At 55.5% G+C, this 17917-nt stretch carries 11 protein-coding genes; 2 read left to right on the top strand and 9 right to left on the bottom strand.

What is annotated here, in order from left to right:
- Window positions 1-90: 90 nt before the first annotated feature.
- The 3 genes from ABC395_RS23720 to deoR form a co-directional block, all read right to left on the bottom strand.
- A complete protein-coding gene (locus ABC395_RS23720; RefSeq protein ID WP_413006274.1) occupies window positions 91-1404 on the bottom strand; it encodes an amidohydrolase family protein in 1314 nt (437 codons plus the stop codon).
- 271 nt (window positions 1405-1675) lie between these two features.
- On the bottom strand, window positions 1676-2509 hold the full coding sequence (locus tag ABC395_RS23725) for a purine-nucleoside phosphorylase (protein WP_413006275.1): 834 nt from the start codon (window positions 2507-2509) through the stop codon (window positions 1676-1678).
- Between the two features lie 75 nt (window positions 2510-2584).
- Window positions 2585-3550 carry a DNA-binding transcriptional repressor DeoR gene (gene deoR, locus ABC395_RS23730; protein WP_413006276.1) on the bottom strand — a complete coding sequence of 322 codons (966 nt, stop codon included), beginning with the start codon at window positions 3548-3550 and terminating at the stop codon, window positions 2585-2587.
- Between the two features lie 286 nt (window positions 3551-3836).
- Between deoR and ABC395_RS23735 the strand changes: the two genes are divergently transcribed.
- Window positions 3837-5714, top strand: a complete 1878-nt coding sequence (locus ABC395_RS23735) for a bifunctional metallophosphatase/5'-nucleotidase (protein ID WP_413006277.1) — start codon at window positions 3837-3839, stop codon at window positions 5712-5714.
- 92 nt (window positions 5715-5806) lie between these two features.
- On the opposite strand, the gene ABC395_RS23740 is transcribed toward ABC395_RS23735, so the two are convergent.
- The 5 genes from ABC395_RS23740 to ABC395_RS23760 form a co-directional block, all read right to left on the bottom strand.
- Complete coding sequence (locus ABC395_RS23740) at window positions 5807-6211, bottom strand: VOC family protein (protein ID WP_413006278.1); 405 nt, start codon at window positions 6209-6211, stop codon at window positions 5807-5809.
- A 170-nt stretch (window positions 6212-6381) separates the two neighbouring features.
- Window positions 6382-6678, bottom strand: coding sequence for a putative quinol monooxygenase (locus tag ABC395_RS23745; protein WP_413006279.1), 297 nt, complete (start codon window positions 6676-6678; stop codon window positions 6382-6384).
- A gap of 240 nt (window positions 6679-6918) precedes the next feature.
- A complete protein-coding gene (gene hpaB / locus ABC395_RS23750) occupies window positions 6919-8376 on the bottom strand; it encodes a 4-hydroxyphenylacetate 3-monooxygenase, oxygenase component (protein WP_413006280.1) in 1458 nt (485 codons plus the stop codon).
- 211 nt (window positions 8377-8587) lie between these two features.
- Window positions 8588-10429: a response regulator gene (locus ABC395_RS23755; protein WP_413006281.1), complete on the bottom strand. Its 1842-nt coding sequence runs from the start codon at window positions 10427-10429 to the stop codon at window positions 8588-8590.
- Window positions 10430-10509: 80 nt separating this feature from the next.
- Complete coding sequence (locus ABC395_RS23760) at window positions 10510-11097, bottom strand: sensor domain-containing protein (protein WP_413006282.1); 588 nt, start codon at window positions 11095-11097, stop codon at window positions 10510-10512.
- Between the two features lie 289 nt (window positions 11098-11386).
- Between ABC395_RS23760 and ABC395_RS23765 the strand changes: the two genes are divergently transcribed.
- Window positions 11387-13384 (top strand): serine hydrolase domain-containing protein, encoded by a 1998-nt coding sequence (locus tag ABC395_RS23765; protein ID WP_413006283.1) that lies wholly within the window; start codon window positions 11387-11389, stop codon window positions 13382-13384.
- Between the two features lie 736 nt (window positions 13385-14120).
- Here the strand turns inward: ABC395_RS23765 and ABC395_RS23770 are convergent.
- A complete protein-coding gene (locus ABC395_RS23770) occupies window positions 14121-17696 on the bottom strand; it encodes an OmpL47-type beta-barrel domain-containing protein (protein WP_413006284.1) in 3576 nt (1191 codons plus the stop codon).
- Window positions 17697-17917: the final 221 nt, after the last annotated feature.

Raw genomic sequence — 17917 nt, forward strand, 5'->3', positions numbered from 1 at the left:
TGAAAATAACGGATACCGGCTGTAAGTACGCGCAACCGGCGGATCGTTAGTGATCTTCTGATATGAAAAAGCCGTAGCCCGTGCAGCGGATTATTGCAGTTCAGCCTGCAGACGATTGGCCTCCGCCAAAATCTTTTCCTCGTCGATCGTCAGGCAGCTTCCGTCGCGGACAACGGCCGCTCCGCCGATATACACATCGCAGACGTCACGTCCGCTTGCGGCGTAGAGCAGATGTGAAAACGCCTGCTCCAAAGGCTGAAGGTGCGGCTTATCCGACGGATCGATGGTGATGAAATCCGCCTTCTTCCCCGCCTCCAGCGAACCCGTATGCCCCATGCCGATAGCCTCGGCACCGGCGCGCGTGGCCAGAGCCAGCACCGTTTCCGCGGGAAGCTTGCTCGCGTCTTTGTAGATCCCCTTCTGCAGCAGGGCCGCCGTCCTCATCTCCTCGAACATGTCGAGATTGTTGTTGGAGGCGGTGCTGTCCGTGGCGATGCCGACCTTGACCCCCGCTTCGAGAAGCGCGGAAACATCCGCCACTCCCGATCCCAGCTTCAAGTTGCTGATAGGATTATGAGCTACGCGCACATCATATTGATGAAGAATCGCACGCTCTTCCTCGTTAAGAACGACTCCGTGGGCCATCACCGTAGGCTGATCAAACACGCCGAGCCGGCGGAGGTGCTCCACGGGACGCACGCCGTAGCGGCTCTCGATGTCGCGGATCTCCAGATCCGTCTCCGATACGTGGATGTGGACCATCAGGCCGTTCTCGGCCGCGATCCGCGCACTCTCCTCCAGTGCTCCAGGCGTACACGCATACGGGCTGTGGGGCGCCGCCATCGTCGTCAGGCGTCCGTCCGCGAACGTGCGGTATTTTCTCGCGAACCGCTCCGCGCTTGCGATATTATCCCGCTGCTGCCGCTCGGTGCCCAGGCTGAAAATCGTATGCGAAAATGCGCCGCGGATTCCCGTATCGGCAATTTCCTGCATGATGCCGTCCAGGTCGATGCCGTTCGGATTGAACATATCCGAGAACGTCGTCGTGCCCGACTTCAGCATCTCCAGAATGCCGAGCCGGGTGCTGACAGACGCGATCTCCGGCGTAAACTTGGCTTCCATCGGCCAGATCTTCGTCTCCAGCCACGGTTTCAGCAGCATATCGTCGCCGATTCCCCGAAGGATGGTCATCACGATATGAGAGTGGACATTGACGAGGCCGGACATCACCCATTTGCCGCCCAGATCGACAACCCGGTCCGCCGCGGCCAGCCGCTCTCCGGAATGAGCGCCGATATAATCGATCGCGTCTCCGCAGACGACCATCATTCCGCTTTTGTACTGCCGGCTGCTTTCATCCATCGTAAAAAAGTGACCGTTCACATAAGCTGTATTCAAAACCATCTCTCCAGACTTATCTAAGTTGTAGAAAAAGGTAAAGCATCGAGGCCCTTTATTACAGGGCTAGTATCTGTGAAACCCGAATACATTACACCTATTATAGGGATGACTTGAACATATGTAAATATTAATATGAAATTTATTTTACACCGCTCTTTTCTAATTTATTCCGGCCTTCTTCACCAACGTTCCCCTCCCTTTTCCGGACGCAAAAAAGAACCCTGGACGGCAATATCCAGGATTCTTGAAGGATCGGGCAGAGGCCGGACTGACGCTACAGGTCGCTGCGGCCGATAATACCTTTAATCAGCGCCACGAAGTTTGCGCGCACCATCTCGGTCGTCTCCATGACTTCCGTATGGGAAAGCGGCTGCTCCAGAATGCCCGCGGCCATGTTGGAAATGCAGGAGATGCCCAGCACTTCAAGCCCCGCGTAGCTTGCGGCGACTGCCTCCGGCACGGTGGACATGCCTACCGCGTCTCCGCCGAGCGCCCGCACCATGCGGATTTCGGCAGGCGTTTCGTAGGACGGGCCCGTGAGGCCCGCATACACGCCTTCCTTCAGGCTCATGTTCAGAGAGCCGGCTGTTTCGCGCGCCGCTTCGCGCAGCCTTTTCGAGTAAGCCTCCGACATATCCGGAAAACGCGGACCGAGCTCCGCGTCATTGGGTCCGATCAGCGGATTGGACGCCATCAGGTTGATGTGATCGGAAATCAGCATAAGATCCCCCGGCTCCAGGCTTACGTCTACTCCGCCCGCGGCATTGGTCAGCAGAAGCGTCTTTACGCCGAGGCGTTTCATGACGAATACGGGAAAAACGACCTTGTTCATGGCGTATCCCTCGTAATAGTGAAAGCGGCCCTGCATGGCGACAACCGGCTTGCCCTGGAGCATTCCGCAGACGAGCTGCCCGGCATGCCCTTCCACCGTCGATACGGGGAAACCGGGAATCTCATGATAAGGAATCACGACCGGATTCTCGATCTCATCGGCAAGAACGCCAAGGCCCGAACCGAGAATAAGGCCGACCTGCGGCGTGAATGTCAGCTTGTCCTTAATAAAGGCGGCCGCCTGCGATACATGGTTAGTCTGTGAAGTCTGTGTCATCTCATGAAGTCCCCCTGGTCTGAGCGGTGCAAGACAGCACGGCCGGGGCGCGCCGCGTATCCTGCAGGCCCGCCGTCAGGCTGTTGCCGTCTGCCCGCCGTCATGTTTGGCGATGAGCGCTTTGGCCGTCATCTGGTCGGTGATAAGCGTATTCGCATAGCCGCCGCGAAGAGCGCCGTAAATGGCGTTTACCTTGCCCATTCCGCCGGCTACGAGAATCGCCTGTTCTTTCTCTTTTAAATCTTCCAGCTCGATTCCGATAGTGCGGTCATTCAGGCTCGTATGGCAGATCTGCCCTTTATCGTCGAAATAACGGGAGCAAATGTCACCCACGGCTCTGCTCTGAATGATCTCCAAATCTTCCTCAGTCATGTAATTGGACTGGATCAGCACGGATTCGGCATCCGGCAGTCCCACCGTAAAGATCGCGATGTTGGCTAGCTTTCCGAGATCCAGCACGCGGCGGATATGCCGGTCGGACTGGATCGCCTGCTTGACCAGACTGTGATCGACGATAGCCGGCAGGTAGAGGAAGTACGGCGTGACATGAAACGCCCGGCTGAACAGATAGATGATTTCGGACGGAGAGATCGTAATGTCCGCGTGGCTCACGCCCCCGTTCAACTGCACGACGCGCGAATCCGTCAGCCCCTTCTGCTGAAGGTTGGCCGCCACCTGGTACATCGTGGTTCCCCACGACGCCCCGATAATATCTTTGTCTTTGACCGTCGTCATCAAGTACTGCGCGGCCGCCTCGCCGATAAATTTCTTGACGATTTCATCGTCGTAAGTCGGCACGAAAGCGACGACCGCTTTTTTCAAGTGGAACTTCTCCCGCAAGGTAACCGCAAGGGCTTCGCAATCTTCCGAAGGGTCCGCGATATGAATTTTCACGATTCCTTCCGTCTTGGCCTGCTGCAGCAGACGCGACACGGTCGGACGGGACAAGCCGAGCATTTGTGCGATCTGGTTCTGATTATAGTCGAGCTGGTAGTATAATTTGGCTACCTCGATAATCTTTCTGAGCTTTTCATCTTCCATTGGAGCTTTTCCCTGCCTCGCATTATGAAATTATGTTCAATATAAAAGTGACATCATTTCACTCCCTGAGTATAAAACATCCTTTTATGAAAATCAATCCAATCCAGGCCGGAAATGAATGAAGATGAGCGTAAATTCAACAAGCACTTCTCTTCATTATACCATTTTTGAGAGCGTTTACGGCGGCATCCGTGCACAAATTGACAAACTATGTTCGCTATACCTCTATTGTTGCCCCGAAAGACCCATGATACAATGAGTCTACTTTTGTTAAGGGGGAATTCTTTTGTTCAAAGGCAAATTTGTTTCGGCTATATCTGTAAGCGCAATCATTTCTTCCATTCTGGCATCGTCCGTTTACGCCCAGACGGCACCGCAGATCACTCATACCGACTGGATGCAAAAGAAAGCGATCATCGAAGGCTACGAAGGCGGCGGCCTGGCATTGGAGCGCCATGTTTCCACGGCGGAGCTTGCAACTATTCTCGCCCGCTCCAAAGGAGCTTCCCTGACGGCGGACGCATCGATTTCCCACTGGGCCTCTGCTTCCCTGTCCTGGGCCAAAAAGCAGGGACTCCTGAGCGAAGCGGAAGTAACTAAGCCGGACGCCGTACTAAGCGCCGCAGCCGCTACCGAAATCGCCAAAAAAGCCGGCTACGACGTCAAACTGACGGCAAGCGCGGACTCCGTATCCCGGAAAGATTTTCTCCAGGCACTCGGCCAAGCCATCACTCTACATATTACGATCGGACATACCAACGATGTTCACGGACATATCGAAGAAAACAAATCGCTCAAAGAGTTCGGTTATGCCAAAATCGCAACACTCGTGAAAGAAATGCGGGCGGAAAACCCTAATTTCATGCTGATGGATGCGGGCGATACTTTCCAGGGAACTGTCTTCGCCAATCTGTTCAAGGGCGAGTCCATCGTGCCGCTTCTGAACTACCTGAATTACGACGCGCAGGCGGCGGGCAACCATGAATTCGACTTCGGCTACGAGCAGCTGCTCAAGCTCAAAGGCATGGTCGATCACCCGATTATTTCTTCCAACGTATTTAAAAAAGAAGACGGCACGGAGCTGCTCCAGCCGGTGCATTATACCGAAATCGGCGGCAAAAAATTCGCTATTCTCGGCTTTACAACCGCGGATACACCGATCGTGACTCATCCGGATAACGTGAAAGCGCTGGAGTTCAAGGACCCCGTCGAAGTAGCGAAGCAGCTTGTTCCCGAGCTGAAGAAGAAAGTCGATCACGTCATCGTCGTCTGTCACAACGGCATCGAAGTCGACCGCGAAATGGCGAAGACGGTGCCCGGCATCGACCTCATCATCGGCGGCCACTCCCACACCCAGCTGACGAAGCCCGAGCTCGTAAACGGCACCTACATCGTACAGGACTGGGAATACGGCAAGTCGATGGGCCGCGCGGACTTGTACTATTACAACAAGGAGCTTGTCGGCTTTACCGGCGGCCTGATCGAGTACGACGAGAAAGTGCAGCCCGATGCCGAAATGGCGAAGCTGGTCAAAGATATCGTCGGCCGTGTTGACGGACAGCTCGATGTGAAAATCGCCAAAACCGACGTTCAGCTCGACGGGGAACGCACCCTCGTGCGCGCGAAGGAAACCAATCTCGGCAACCTGATCGCCGATGCCATGCTGGCCAAAACGAAGACGATCGGCGGACAGGAAGCCAATGCTGCGCTTATTAACGGCGGAGGTATCCGGACCCAGGTGAACGCCGGAGACATCTCGAAGAAAAATCTGTACGACGTGCTCCCGTTCCCGAATACCCTGGTCGTCCTGGAGCTTAAAGGCAGCGAATTAAAAGCGGCGCTCGAAAACGGAGTAAGCAAAGTGGAGAGCGGCGAAGGACGCTTCCCGCAAATCGGCGGCATGACGTTCACCTACAACCGCAGCAAACCTGCCGGCGAAAGAGTGGTGGAGCTGAAAGTGAAAGGCGAGCCGGTTGACCCGGACAAGACCTACAAGCTGGCTACGAACGACTTTATCGCGGCCGGCGGTGACGGCTATGCCATGATGAAGGACAAGAAAGTGTTCAACTCGGGCTTCACGCTTTACGACGTCGTGGAAGAATCCCTGATTAAGCAGGGAACCGTTAATCCGAAGGTCGAAGGACGTATCGTCGAAGTAAAATAAGAGCGGCACGCTATCCGTACCGGTCAGCGGCTCTCTATAAAAGCAAAAGGCCCGCAGAATATCCGTCTGCGGGCCTTTCTTTTTTTCACCGGTCAGATTCCTTTCGTATCCCTCAGTTCGATGATCGTCCCTTCGGGCGCCGTCAGCTTGCACAGCTTGCCGTTCTCTACCGTATAAATTTCCCGGCCGTTTTTGAGCCTGAATTCAGCTCCCGATTCTTTTAAACTCCGGACCTCTTCCTCGAGGTCCTCGACCCATAAACAAAAATGAACGATTCCCCGCGAACTCGTATTCACCGGCTGAAGCTCTTCACCGGCCTTGCCGGTTTGCAGCTCGATATAGAACTCGCCGAGGCGCAGCCAGGAATTATAACCCCGTGTATGAAAACCGGGCGTTTCCTGCACCACCTCAAAGCCGAGCGCATCCCGGTAAAATGCCAGAGATTGTTCATAACAGCTCGTCTGGATGCAGATATGGTGGATAACTTTTGCGGACATGACGCGATTCCCCTTTGCCGTCTGCTGTTGAATGTGTGCATGTGTACAGGTTGTGCACAAATCCGATAGTAATCCATCTTTAGGATCTCCGCAATGTTTCCCCCGGTTAAAGGAAAAGCCGCTGTCTGTATGCTACAGACGACGGCTTTTTTTGGTAGCCGATCAGGCTCTCACAACTTTACCGCTTCGGCCCCGTAAACCTTCACATCGAGCGGGGCGGCGAGAAATTCGCCTGCCTTGCCGGTGAATGCCGTGAAATGGGCGCTGGAATTATGGCTGGCGACCGCCTGCTGATCTTTCCAGACTTCCACCATCGTGTAAGTGTTGTCCCTCTCCGCATGTTTGTACAAATCATACGAAACATTGCCGCTCTCCGCTCTCGAAGCTTCCACAAGCGGAAGAATCTCTTTCAGGAATGCCTCCTCTTTGCCCGGCTGGAGCTGCATGGACGCGTGAATGATAATCATGACCGGTAACCTCCTCTTATGTTCTTATGTCAGATAGCTCTCCCGGCGGGGAACTTTCTCTTGTTATGCTTTCCAAACAAAAGCAACCTTATTTATTTTAACGATAAAATATCAACCTATAAATAATATAAAATAAAAAAGACCGGAAAGCAAAAACTCCGGCTTGTGATAGATCCATATTTATCGGCAGGAAAATTAGGAAGTGACGTAAAGAAAGGGAACCGAAGTTCCCCGTTCACGTCATCCCTGCCCCGACAGGAAGTCTTGAACCCGGCGTCCAAGCGTTTCCCGTTCTTTATAGGTATTGTACAAACGTCCGTCTACAACCGAAGCGCTTCCGAAGAAAAAACGCTCATAAACCGCCTGCCTGCCGCCGAACGCGTTGACGCCAAGCTCCCACGCAAGCCGGGATAATTTCACGTTTTCTTCGGCGCTCAGGTCAATCCCTTTCAAGTAAAGATCCAGCTGCCCGCCGATCTCGGTGCCGAAATCCGCTTCGTCCGGAATCATGATCAGCCCGCTGGCTCCGATCAACTGGATGATTTCCACAAACCGCGGATACACTTTCGGAAAATAGGAGTTGGCCGCAAGAAGAGGCTTCGGGTCGGGCAGCATACTTCCCCACTTGTCCCTGGACGCTCCTTTTTCCGCCGCAAGCTGGAACGCCTTGAGCGTCTCCAAAGCCACGATAACCTCCGTTACTTTCTCGGTTACATGGCTGTGGCTGTCGAGGCCTCCCACTTCGACCAACCTTTCGAGAGTGCCCAGAATGAATTCCGTTTTGGCGATGTTTTTGCACATGATCTGCACACCGGTGTGGGTATGGAACCGGCTTTCATCCACAAGCTTCCAGGCCAAACTTTCGTTCCCGCATATAAATACACGATCCCACGGCACGAGCGCGTCTTCGAAAAGGACCAGCGTATCCATTTCCTCGAAACGGGAACTCAAAGGGTAATTGTAGGCCGATTCGCCCCCGACAAAGCTCTCTCTGCATACGAAACTCACGCCGGCCAGATTGCTCGGCACCGCAAAAGCGAAGGCATAAGGACTGTCCTCGCCGCCTCCATACGGAAAAGGAGCCGGAAAAACGAGGATTTCATCCGACGTCGCTCCCTGCGTATCCAGCAGGAACGCGCCCCGGACCACGATCCCGTCTTTATTCTTCTCGACTACCCGGGCGGCGGCTTGTTCCTCGAAGGTCCGCAGGAAAGTGGACATTCTCGCCGCTTTCGGCTGAATGAACACGTGCGAGAGCGTCACGTCGTTTTCCCGGCAGTATTCGTAATATCGCCTCAAGTTATCCGCATATTCGGGATTTTCTTCTCCGATCAGACCCGCCGCTGCGGCGAATGCCATTATAGCCGTGTTCATATAATCGGGAGCACGCCCCAGGAAACCGTGGTGGACCGAAGCCCACGCCTGCATCATCTGCCTGCGCAGCGCAAGATCTTTCTTCGTCTTCGGCTGCAGGAAGGACAAACCGACCGGGTCTCCCGTCGAAGGTGAAACATACGTCATTTTCGCTCGCCATTCCTCCGCCTGCTGCATATCATACATCGAAGCTTGAGTCGCCATCAGTCCCTTGAAAGCTCTATGCTCCGAAATCAGTCCCTGCACCCGTTCTCCCGCAATCCATACGCCGGGAAGGTGCCGGTTAATCCGATCTATATAGTCGCCGCCGTTTTTAACGGGCATTGGAATCGCCTCCTCGCTCTATGGTTACTGTATTCGGGCGAAGGCGGGTTGGTATGAACGGATACCTAAAGGGCGGGGCAGGTAACGGAGAAGATTTCCGTCCCCGGGCGGATTGCCGCAAGCTTAACGGACAAGCTTAATTCCAAGTAAGCAGATAAGCGAAACAGGCTTCCGGTTCCTCAAGGAACCGAAAGCCTGTTCGAAGGCGGCCTCACAGAAGCCCGGCTTCCGCCGCCTTCTCCACCGCCTCTTCCCGGTTGCGGACGCCGAGCTTGGCGTACACCGTGGACGCATAATTTCGGACCGTTCCGTCCGACAAATACAGCTTGGAAGCGATCGATTTGTAGCGGAGGCCTTTGGAGAGCATCCGCAAAATCTCGATTTCGCGCGAAGTCAGGTCATACCCTGCTCCGGCAGGGGCCGCTGCCTCCGGCAGTCCGGGTGTCTCGGAAGTCCCGGAGGCACCGGTCCGTACCGAAGCTTCGGCCGTTTCTCCGAGCTCGCCGAACAGCCTTGTTGAGAGATCCTGCGCGATCATCGTGCCTCCCCGATGCACGAGGCGGATCGTCTCGGCCAGCTCCTTCGGCTCGATCGACTTGAACAAGTAGCCGTCGGCTCCGCTGCGCAGCACCTCAAGCGCTTTGTCCGGCGCCTGGAAAGTCGTCAGGATGACGACCCTGACGTGCGGCCATTTCTGCTTGATCGTCCGGGTGGCGGCGGTGCCGTCCATATTCGGCATATCCAGATCCATCAGCACGAGATCGGGCTCCAGTTCCGCACAAAGCTCGACCGCCTGCTCGCCGTCTCCGGCAAGCCCCGCAACGGCCATATCCTTCTGCCCCTCCAGAATCGTCCGGAGGCTTTCGCGGATAAATGGCTGGTCGTCGGCGATCAGCAGACGGATCGTCTCGCCTCCCGGCTCGACCTGGCGGGGCAGGGTACAGGTCACGGTTGTCCCCGCCCCCTTCTCCGAATAGACGGAGACCTGCCCCTGGAGGCTTGCCGCCCGCTCCTTCATCGTCTTCAGGCCGAAGCCTTCCGTCAGAAGCTCGCTGCCCTCGCCGTTGTCCTGCACTTCCAGCCGGATTTGCCGGGGTTCGAACTGCAGCGCCGCCTGAATTTCCGTGGCTCTGCCGTGCCTCACGGCATTCGTGAGCGCTTCCTGCAGGCAGCGGTAGAAGATCATCTTCGCCTGCTGAGGCAGGGCCTCCTCTTCTCCCAGTACCCGCAGACGCACGGTCACCCCGGCGCTGGCCTCGAATTCGCGCCCCAGCCGCTCCAGCTCCTCCCGGAGCGAAGACAGCTTCTGCGAAGCGCCCATCTCGTGCAGAAAGTCGCGCACATCGCCCATGCTTTTGCGGGTCACCGCCAGAAGAGCCTCCAGCTTGTTCTCGCCTTCCTCGGTCGCGATATCCGGGCGCAGCGTTTCAAGCCCCATGATAAGGGACGTGTACGAATGCCCCATCGTATCGTGAAGATCCTTCGCGAGCCGGTTCCGTTCTTCAAGCAGAGTCATCCGCTCCACTTGGGACATGTACTGCTCCAGAACGCTGTTCTGGCTGCGGATGATTTCATTTTGCCGGTAATTCACCACCAATAGATGGAACGCGTACCCGATCGCATAAGCCAGCCCGATTTGAACCGCCATTTCCCAGAGCGGCTTCGCTTCTTCGGAGAATTGATGCATCATGAACGGCACCAGCAAAACGGCGGCCGGTCCCGTCCAGCGGTATGTTTTATCCGCACTGTTCGCTGCAATCAGGGCGGCGGGCACGAGAAAGGTCAAATAGGCCTCGGGAAATAACGAAGCTAAATAGATGCTGACTCCTCCGGACAAAATCAGCTCGGGGATCAAATAGGCCGTCGTATTCACCTGCAGCAAAATCCATGGAACCGAGAAGGCGGAGATTTCCCAGCACAGAACCAGCCACAGGGGAAGGTTTAAGTCATTTTGAAATTGGATGGTCGTGATCGTGGTAGAAATAAAAATCAACAGACGGACGATAAAGAGCGCCCACTCGTACCAAAACCACTGCTTGACCGCATCGTACATTTTGTCACCTCTCTGTCTGGCTGCCCGGCTTGACGCCTGGCCGTTCTTGTTCTTACTATGCCACGGCAAGCCCCGGCTGTCTATGTGTGAAGCCGTTTGAACATATTCCGGGTATAGCGTCCGGCCAGCAAAGCCGAGCTCCATCCGAGTTTTGCGCCTGCGAAAGCGAGCAGAACGCCCCCGACCATCACGAAGAGAGATTTTACAAACGTGTTTATCTCCACTCCCGCAACGTTGATATCGAGGTAAGGAACCGCAAGCGGAACCAGAATGAAGATGACAGGCGTAATGTAGCACAAGAAAGCCAATAGAAGGGCAAGCAGGCCGAGCGGGAATTTCAGCATCAGCCAGCCGATGATCGTCCAGTTGCGCCGGTCCGCAAGCTCTTCTTTCGCCTGCTGCCATACGGAGCTTCCGTTTTTCTCCGGCCGCTCGTAAGGTTCTATGGAAATATCCGTATAAATCTTGGTTTGTATCCTTTCATAACGGGCAAACGTCCGCGTACTGCGCATAACGTAGGTGATCATCGGCAGCCCGATTAACGTAAAGGCCATGCTTAAGCTGAACACCAGGCTGACTAAATAGAAGCAAAAGTAAAACACTCCTGTAACGAAAGTAAGCAGCAAAAAGTAAAAAGTTTGAAGACTTTGAACCATTTCTTTTTTCATGGGAATCCCGGTCCTTTCGAGTTCGATTTTTGTGATTTTGTTTCACGCTGACTTATCTATCCGCATCCTAAACCGCCCGCTGTCAGGTGCGCCAGTGAGCAAATGTCATATGACACTCACATCACAGTAAATGATCGTTTCGTGACGGAAGATCACTGGCTGATTTGACGGGCAGTCTGCGATAGTAGGGACATCACGGAAGGAGACACCGGATTTCTTTCGACACTTCCCGCCTGATTCAATCACACAACGGATACACAAAAACAGTACGCGAAAAGGAGAATAACCCATGAAAAAAAAGCTGCGCCTCGCAAGTCTTGCTCTGCTAGTCATGTCTTCCTCTATCTTTACGGCCTGCACGTCGGACACGCCTGCCGCCAAACCGCATGAAGCGTCGCAGCCCGATAAAGGTGCCCCCCAGGGACCTGTCGACACTAAGGAGGTTGAAGCGTTTGCCGATCCTATATTTGAAGAGAAAATGAAAAAGTTCAGCGTCAACGGTTCCAGTTTCGTGGTCGTCAAAGACGGTAAGGTCGTGTTGAATAAAGGGTACGGCTATGCGGACAAGGAAAAGAAGATCCCCGTCGATAAAGACACCGTATTCCAGATCGCATCAGTCACCAAAACGTTTACTGCCCTGGCCGCCCTGCAGCTTGTGGACGAAGGAAAAATGGAACTGAAGGGTGACATCGAGCCCTACCTGGGCGGCCTGAAGGTGCCCAACAAAACGGGAACGCCGCTCACGTTATTCGATCTTCTCACCTATACAAGCGGGATCGATTATCCGGATATAGCGAATTTTGTAGGACCCGATCTCGTCTATCAGGATATCCCCACGAAACCTTTTCTGGCTGAGCACATGCCTACGGTTGTGCGCAAGCCGGGAGAAGCCTACACTTACGACAACTACGCCTTTCTGCTGGCCGGGCATGCCGTTGAGAACGTGAGCGGGCTGCGTTATGACAAATATATGCAGGAAAAGGTGTTCAAACCGCTCGGCATGACTTCCACCAGCGCCCGCTTTACACCCGAGCTGCTTGCGAGAATGGCGGCTCATTACGATCCGAGCGGCAAGCCCGTGCCGACGGACGGGCATGCGCCGACTGACGGACCGCAGGGAAGTATCATTTCGACGGCCGAAGATATGTCCAAATATATGATCATGCATCTTCAAAAGGGCAAATACGACGGCAAACAGCTCGTCAGTCCCAAGAGCGTCGATCTTATGCACAACTATCAGATTTTCTCTGAAAAGTCGTTGCCCATGACAACCGCCGGCTTTGAGGGGTATTTTACGGATCTCATGAACGGCCACCACGTGATCATGAAAGGCGGCAGCATGACAGGACACCAGTCTCTGATCGTTCTGCTCCCGGATAAAAATACGGGGTTTTTCATGTCCTATAACAATGACTCCATGATGAGTATCGACGTGTTCGAGGAATTCATGGATCACTATTTCCCGGCCGAGAAAGAACCCGAGAAACCGACTTACCTTCCTTTGAATGAAAAAGAGGCGCTGCAGTACACGGGCATGTACCAGAATACACGCCTGCTGTTCCTGAAATCGAAATTTTCCTACGATAACGGCAACCTGATCATGGAAACCAATTCTTCGGGCAAACATACCCTGAAAATGATCAATCCGCTTCTTTTCGAAGACGAGTCCGGAAACAAGTTAGCATTCAAAAAAGACAGCCACGGGCAGATCGAGTACTACTATTACACGAACCGGGCCAGTATGGAGTTCATCTCCGATGCCCAGAAAATGCATGAGAAAACTCCGTTTGATGATGTCGCTAAAAACAGCCCCTACAAACCTCACATCGATAACTTGAATACATGGGGAATTATGGGCGCGCCTACAGGCAATTCGTTCCAGCCCCAGAACACGATGACCCAGGGTGAATTTGCGGATGTGCTTCTGAAAGCCCACGGCTGGTACGGCTTTGCATACTCTATCGCAGACAACAAAAAATTGATGGTCGCCGATATCCCGGGCTTCGACCGGAACGCGCCGGTCACCCGGCAGATTGCCGCCGCCATGATCCAGAACATGAAGCAGCTTGAACCCGCGTCGGAAATTAAGCTGGCCGGAACGACCGACGAATGGGCGGTTAAAGCCGTCACCGCTCTGGTGTCGCAGGGCATCGTAGATCCGGGCGCCTCCGTTAAACCGGACGGCTCGGTCGATTTCCGCTCCAAGCAGCCGCTGCTGCGCCAGGAAGCCGCCGTTCTGCTGGACAAAGCGTTCGGCTACTATACGCTGCCGCTTAAGGTGCAGTAGAAACGCAGTTGAAGGCGGCCTCTGGCCCGCCGAACTGGATTGAGGCCGAGACGGAGCGCCAGGAGGATGACGGAGCCGCTATTACTTGAAAAAGCGGCTCTGTCCTCCCTTTTGCGCCCGATCCGGCGGAACCTGCGGGTCACGCCTCCGAAATCCGCAGCGGACTCGGAGGCGTGGAGCCGCAGGTATTCGGACGCGCCCGCGTTTCCCGGCAGACAGGACCCGCATAGTGTTGAGCCCGCATGAAGCTCCCGGTGCGGCGGACTTGGCGTTACAGACAGGAGTCATTCACTTTCTTTCTTGGCACCGGAGGTCTGACGCTCTCTCTCTCTCTGAAATGTCCGCCGTCCTGTCTTCTGCCGATATCCGTTAATTCTCAGGCTTCTCCATGTCATTGTCTGCCTCTGCCCTTAGCATATGACCGGTCTCCTGCGTAATCACCGGATGCGGGACGGATTGCTCTTTTTCTCCGGCAGGGATCGGCATCAAAAAAAACCTCCAGTTCCGCTTTAAGCGGAGTGGAGGTTTTTTGGTTTTTTGAGCCCGTCTGCTTGTCCCGAAACTAACGGCATTCGGCCGCAAAATCACAGCCTTTCAGCCTCGCAACCTTGCTTGCAGCCGGACGTAAAAGACCGGGAACAGCCGATCCGACGCAAAATCTTCCTGTGGCCGGACGTTCTTAACAGCTCGTCGATACGGAAACTCACTTGATTGCACCGTTCGCGGATATACGCATTCAGCGGGTTACTTTCACAACGATTTGCTCGCTCGCGGTAACACCCGAAGCGTTAACAAGCTCCGCGCGGTATTCATACGTTCCGGGAGCCCGGCCCGTAAGGCTGGTTGCAGCGCTCTGGGCACCCGGAGTCGCTTCTTTCAGCGCTTTTGTCTCGATAAGCTGGCCGTTTTCATACAGCCGGTATTCGGAAGCGTTGGTGCCCCACCACATATTCATCGTTACCTTGTAGGCGCCGTCGCCGTCCCAGTTGTCTTGGGAAAGAACCGGTTTACCGGGGGCGGCGTCCGTTACGTTGACGACAAGAGGCGAACTTACCGTCGTCCCGAAAGCATTGATCAGCTCGGCCGTATACGTATACGATCCGTTAGCCTTGCCTTGGACAGCCGTTCTGACCGTCTGGGCGGTCGGAGAAGCGTCTTTCAGGGTCTGCGTGCTAATCAGCACGCCGTTCTCGTACAGCTTGTACACGGAGCCGTTGGCTCCCCACCACATGTTCATCGTCACGGTAAAGGTGCCGCCCTTAAGGCCGTTGAACCCGCTGTCCGACGACAGTACCGGCTTGCCCGGAACGCCCGTTGCCAGAGGCTTGCCGGACGTAACGCTAACCGCGTTCGACACGATAGTGACACCGTCCAGCGTGACGGAAGCGGTCAGATCAGCGGTTCCTTCGCCGACAGCGGTCAGCCTTCCCAGCGCGTCTACCGTAACCGCCGCTTCATTGCTGCTGCGGTATACCACTTCCGCTACGGTTAAATCCGCTGCGGTACCGTTGCTCCATGTGCCGCTCACACGGAGGTCGGTCGTTTCGCCCGGCTTCAAGACGGACTTTCCGACCGTAAGCTCGACCTTGCTGAGCGTCAGACTCACCTTTACATGGAAGGTGAACGTGTCCTCCGCCGTATTGCCGGCAAGATCCGTCACACGGTACCGGACGGTATGGGGGCCGACAGCCAGCTCGCCCTCTTTCAGCGTCTCCCCGTCGGCAATTTCCTTCCCGTCCAGAAACAGCTTCCGGTCCGCAATACCCGATCCCGCATCCGTACTCAGCAGACGGAAGATCAAGGAATCTTTATCTGTCACATCGGCAACAGCTTGTCCGTTCAGCGTCAGAGACGCGGCCGGAGCCGTTTTATCCAGTTGGATCTGGACAGTTTTGGCCTCTTCCTTATTTCCTGCCGCATCCGTCGAATAGTAACGGACGATATTCGTCCCTTCGGTTTCGACGGTGAACGGTTCCGAATAGCCTTTCGCCTCGCCGCCGTTGATATCATACTGCGTCAGAACAGCGGCTCCTTCATTATCACGGGCCGTCAATACAACGGTTACATTCTTGTTAAACCACCCTGCCGCGTTAGCCGTTTCCGAAAGGGCAGCTTCCGTTACGGGAGCCGTCGTGTCCGCCTGTGCCGTGAAATCGGACAGACCTCTCGGCTTCAGTTGAAACGTACCCTTGAAAATCGCCGCCGCACCGCGGATGTCAACGGTTTGTCCTTCTTTATACGGAAAAGTTGCCAGCGTAAGCCCCGTGCGCGCGTCTACGCGGATATGGTTTACCACGTCTCCTTTGACGGCATCAAACTCGAAGGAGCCTTCCGGCACCGCGCTTTTGACAGCGCCGATTGTCACTCCGTTCAGCTCGATGAGCTGTCCTTGATTACCGGCCGTAACCGCATCGGCTTTTAGAGGCGCAGGAACGGCCGAAGTGCCCGTTTTGGCGACTTCGACCGGATCGGTTAATTCCAGTTCCGAATTGTAGACGGCCGTAGAGGCCGTCACCTTCACTACATCCCCGGCGTGAAATCCGCCGAGGTTCTGGTACACATAAATACCGCCCGTCGCGTCCTGCAAGTAGAAGGACTGGCCGCCGAAGATGCCGGGCTCTGTCGTAACGACGCCTTCCAGCGTCACCAGAGCCCCTTCGCCTTTGCCGCGCGCTTCGGCAACGGTAATCTTGGCCGGAATCGGGCCCTGCTCATCCGGCAGCGGCTCGGCCGGCACGTTCGCGATCGATACGGCTTCCGTCTTCAGGTTAGTGCCGTTCTGACGGAGCCGGAGGTTCGCCGCACCGGTCGTGCCCGGTTTAATGCGGACGGTAAGATCCTTGTAAGCATGGCCCTTGCTGTCGGATGTGAGGCTGAAAGCCGTGCTGTATCCGTAAGACGCCGGCCATGTGCCGTCCGCATTGCGGACCTGCGCCACCTGCGTGCCTCCCGTGGCGAGGTAAACGCCTGCGCTGAAGCCCGAAACGGTCGTGTTCGCAGGGAGATTATCGACCACGACGCGGATCTGGAATTCCGCCGCGTTCGGCAGAGTCGCCTGGCGGACGAAGCTGTACGCCGGGTTGGATGGCACCGTCGTACCGCCGCCGCTGCCGAAGGAGCCGGACTTGAACGTGCCGCGGTCATACCACTTGTAGCCCGCTGCCGGCGCCGCCCAAGGCTCGGGCTGCGGCTCGGTCGAAGCGGCCGGAGCCTCGAAAGGCAGCAGAGCCGTCGGCTGGTCGAGCTGCAGGCCGCTCACCTGGGACAGGCTCGTGTAGCTTTCTTTCTTCGCCAGCCAGTTGATCGTGTTGACGAGCAGCACGCCGTCATTCGCTTCTTTAAAGCCGTCGTAGGTCGTCTTCTTCGCGCCCGTATCCTCGCGCAGATACTTCGGCGTGGCGTCCTCGACCGGAGAGGAATCGCCGATGAAGGCCGCTTTGCCCGCGCCTTTCTTGGCTACGGCCACATAAGGGCCTTCCGCCACTCCGCCGCCGTTGTAGACGCCCTGGTCAACCGCGTTGCCCCAGGCCGCTTTCGTCTGCGGCAGATACACGATGCCCTTCGCTTTGGCCGGATCGATAATAGCGAGCGTGGAGCCGGCATGCATCGCTACCGAGGATACGCCCTTCGTGATCCCGAAGGCCTGCTCCGGAGCCACAATGTTATTGGCGGTAATATCGCCGAGCGCATTGTAGCGGAAGCGGACGCCGAACTGGGAGCCGAGCCAGTCGGAGCTGACCACGCCCTGCATAGCCGCCGAGCCCGCTTCATCCGCGCTCATGCCTTTCGCGGGATTGTCCCAGGCGCCGCGGCGGTAGCCGTTGAATACTTCGGAGCCGTCCCAGCGGTTCTTGTTGCGGTCCGCGTTGTAGTGGTCGCCGACGAAGAAAATGCTTCCGCCGCCTTCCACATAGGCTGCCATGGCCGCCTGTTCGCTCGCCTTGTATGGAATATTCGCTTCCGCGACTACAAAAACATCGTATCCGCTTAAGTCTGCCAGCGTGATCGGCGTCGTTTTACGGAGTTCCTTCACGTAGTAGCCGTTATTCGCCAAAGCATTGCCGAAATCGGAGAACCCGCCGTCGATAACCCAGTCCGCGGCTCCCGCCGTTTGGGCGTGAGTGTTGTCGAAAAGCACTTTTTTGCCGGCGTTCTCATTCACGACTTTCGCTTCAATGTAGGGTGCCGGATCGGCCGGCCCTTCCGCTTTTACCTGCCAACCATCGGTCAATACTTGCACGGAAAGCGCCGCGGATAGGGCGAGCGAAGACTTGAACACCTTTGCCTTCCACCCTGCGAATCTCTTCTTCATGAATTTCCTCCTTTAATCTGGAAGCTAGTTAGACTTTCGACCTCATTCTACCATGGATAAGTCAGGAGAAGTGGTATTTTTTTGTAAAGATAATCCGCTTTTCTTGCACTTTCTTTCATGGACATAACGGTAGTTTTTTTACATTAACACTCCCTCTTTTTTCCGCAATAAAAGGCCGTTCAGCCTGGGCTGACGGCCGTTAAAGACCCTATCGGACGGTC

Origin of the sequence: Paenibacillus canaveralius, assembly GCF_047238265.1 — a bacterium.
In the GTDB taxonomy this organism is placed as follows: Bacteria; Bacillota; Bacilli; order Paenibacillales; family NBRC-103111; genus Paenibacillus_F.

Excerpts from the sequence above, each read along its gene's own strand:
- hpaB (WP_413006280.1), bottom strand. The coding sequence starts at position 8,376 with ATGCCCGTTAAAAACGGCGGCGACTATATAGATCGGATTAACCGGCAC.
- ABC395_RS23720 (WP_413006274.1), bottom strand. The coding sequence starts at position 1,404 with ATGGTTTTGAATACAGCTTATGTGAACGGTCACTTTTTTACGATGGAT.
- ABC395_RS23725 (WP_413006275.1), bottom strand. The coding sequence starts at position 2,509 with ATGACACAGACTTCACAGACTAACCATGTATCGCAGGCGGCCGCCTTT.
- ABC395_RS23765 (WP_413006283.1), top strand. The coding sequence starts at position 11,387 with ATGAAAAAAAAGCTGCGCCTCGCAAGTCTTGCTCTGCTAGTCATGTCT.
- ABC395_RS23755 (WP_413006281.1), bottom strand. The coding sequence starts at position 10,429 with ATGTACGATGCGGTCAAGCAGTGGTTTTGGTACGAGTGGGCGCTCTTT.
- ABC395_RS23745 (WP_413006279.1), bottom strand. The coding sequence starts at position 6,678 with ATGATTATCATTCACGCGTCCATGCAGCTCCAGCCGGGCAAAGAGGAG.
- ABC395_RS23770 (WP_413006284.1), bottom strand. The coding sequence starts at position 17,696 with ATGAAGAAGAGATTCGCAGGGTGGAAGGCAAAGGTGTTCAAGTCTTCG.
- ABC395_RS23740 (WP_413006278.1), bottom strand. The coding sequence starts at position 6,211 with ATGTCCGCAAAAGTTATCCACCATATCTGCATCCAGACGAGCTGTTAT.
- deoR (WP_413006276.1), bottom strand. The coding sequence starts at position 3,550 with ATGGAAGATGAAAAGCTCAGAAAGATTATCGAGGTAGCCAAATTATAC.
- ABC395_RS23760 (WP_413006282.1), bottom strand. The coding sequence starts at position 11,097 with ATGAAAAAAGAAATGGTTCAAAGTCTTCAAACTTTTTACTTTTTGCTG.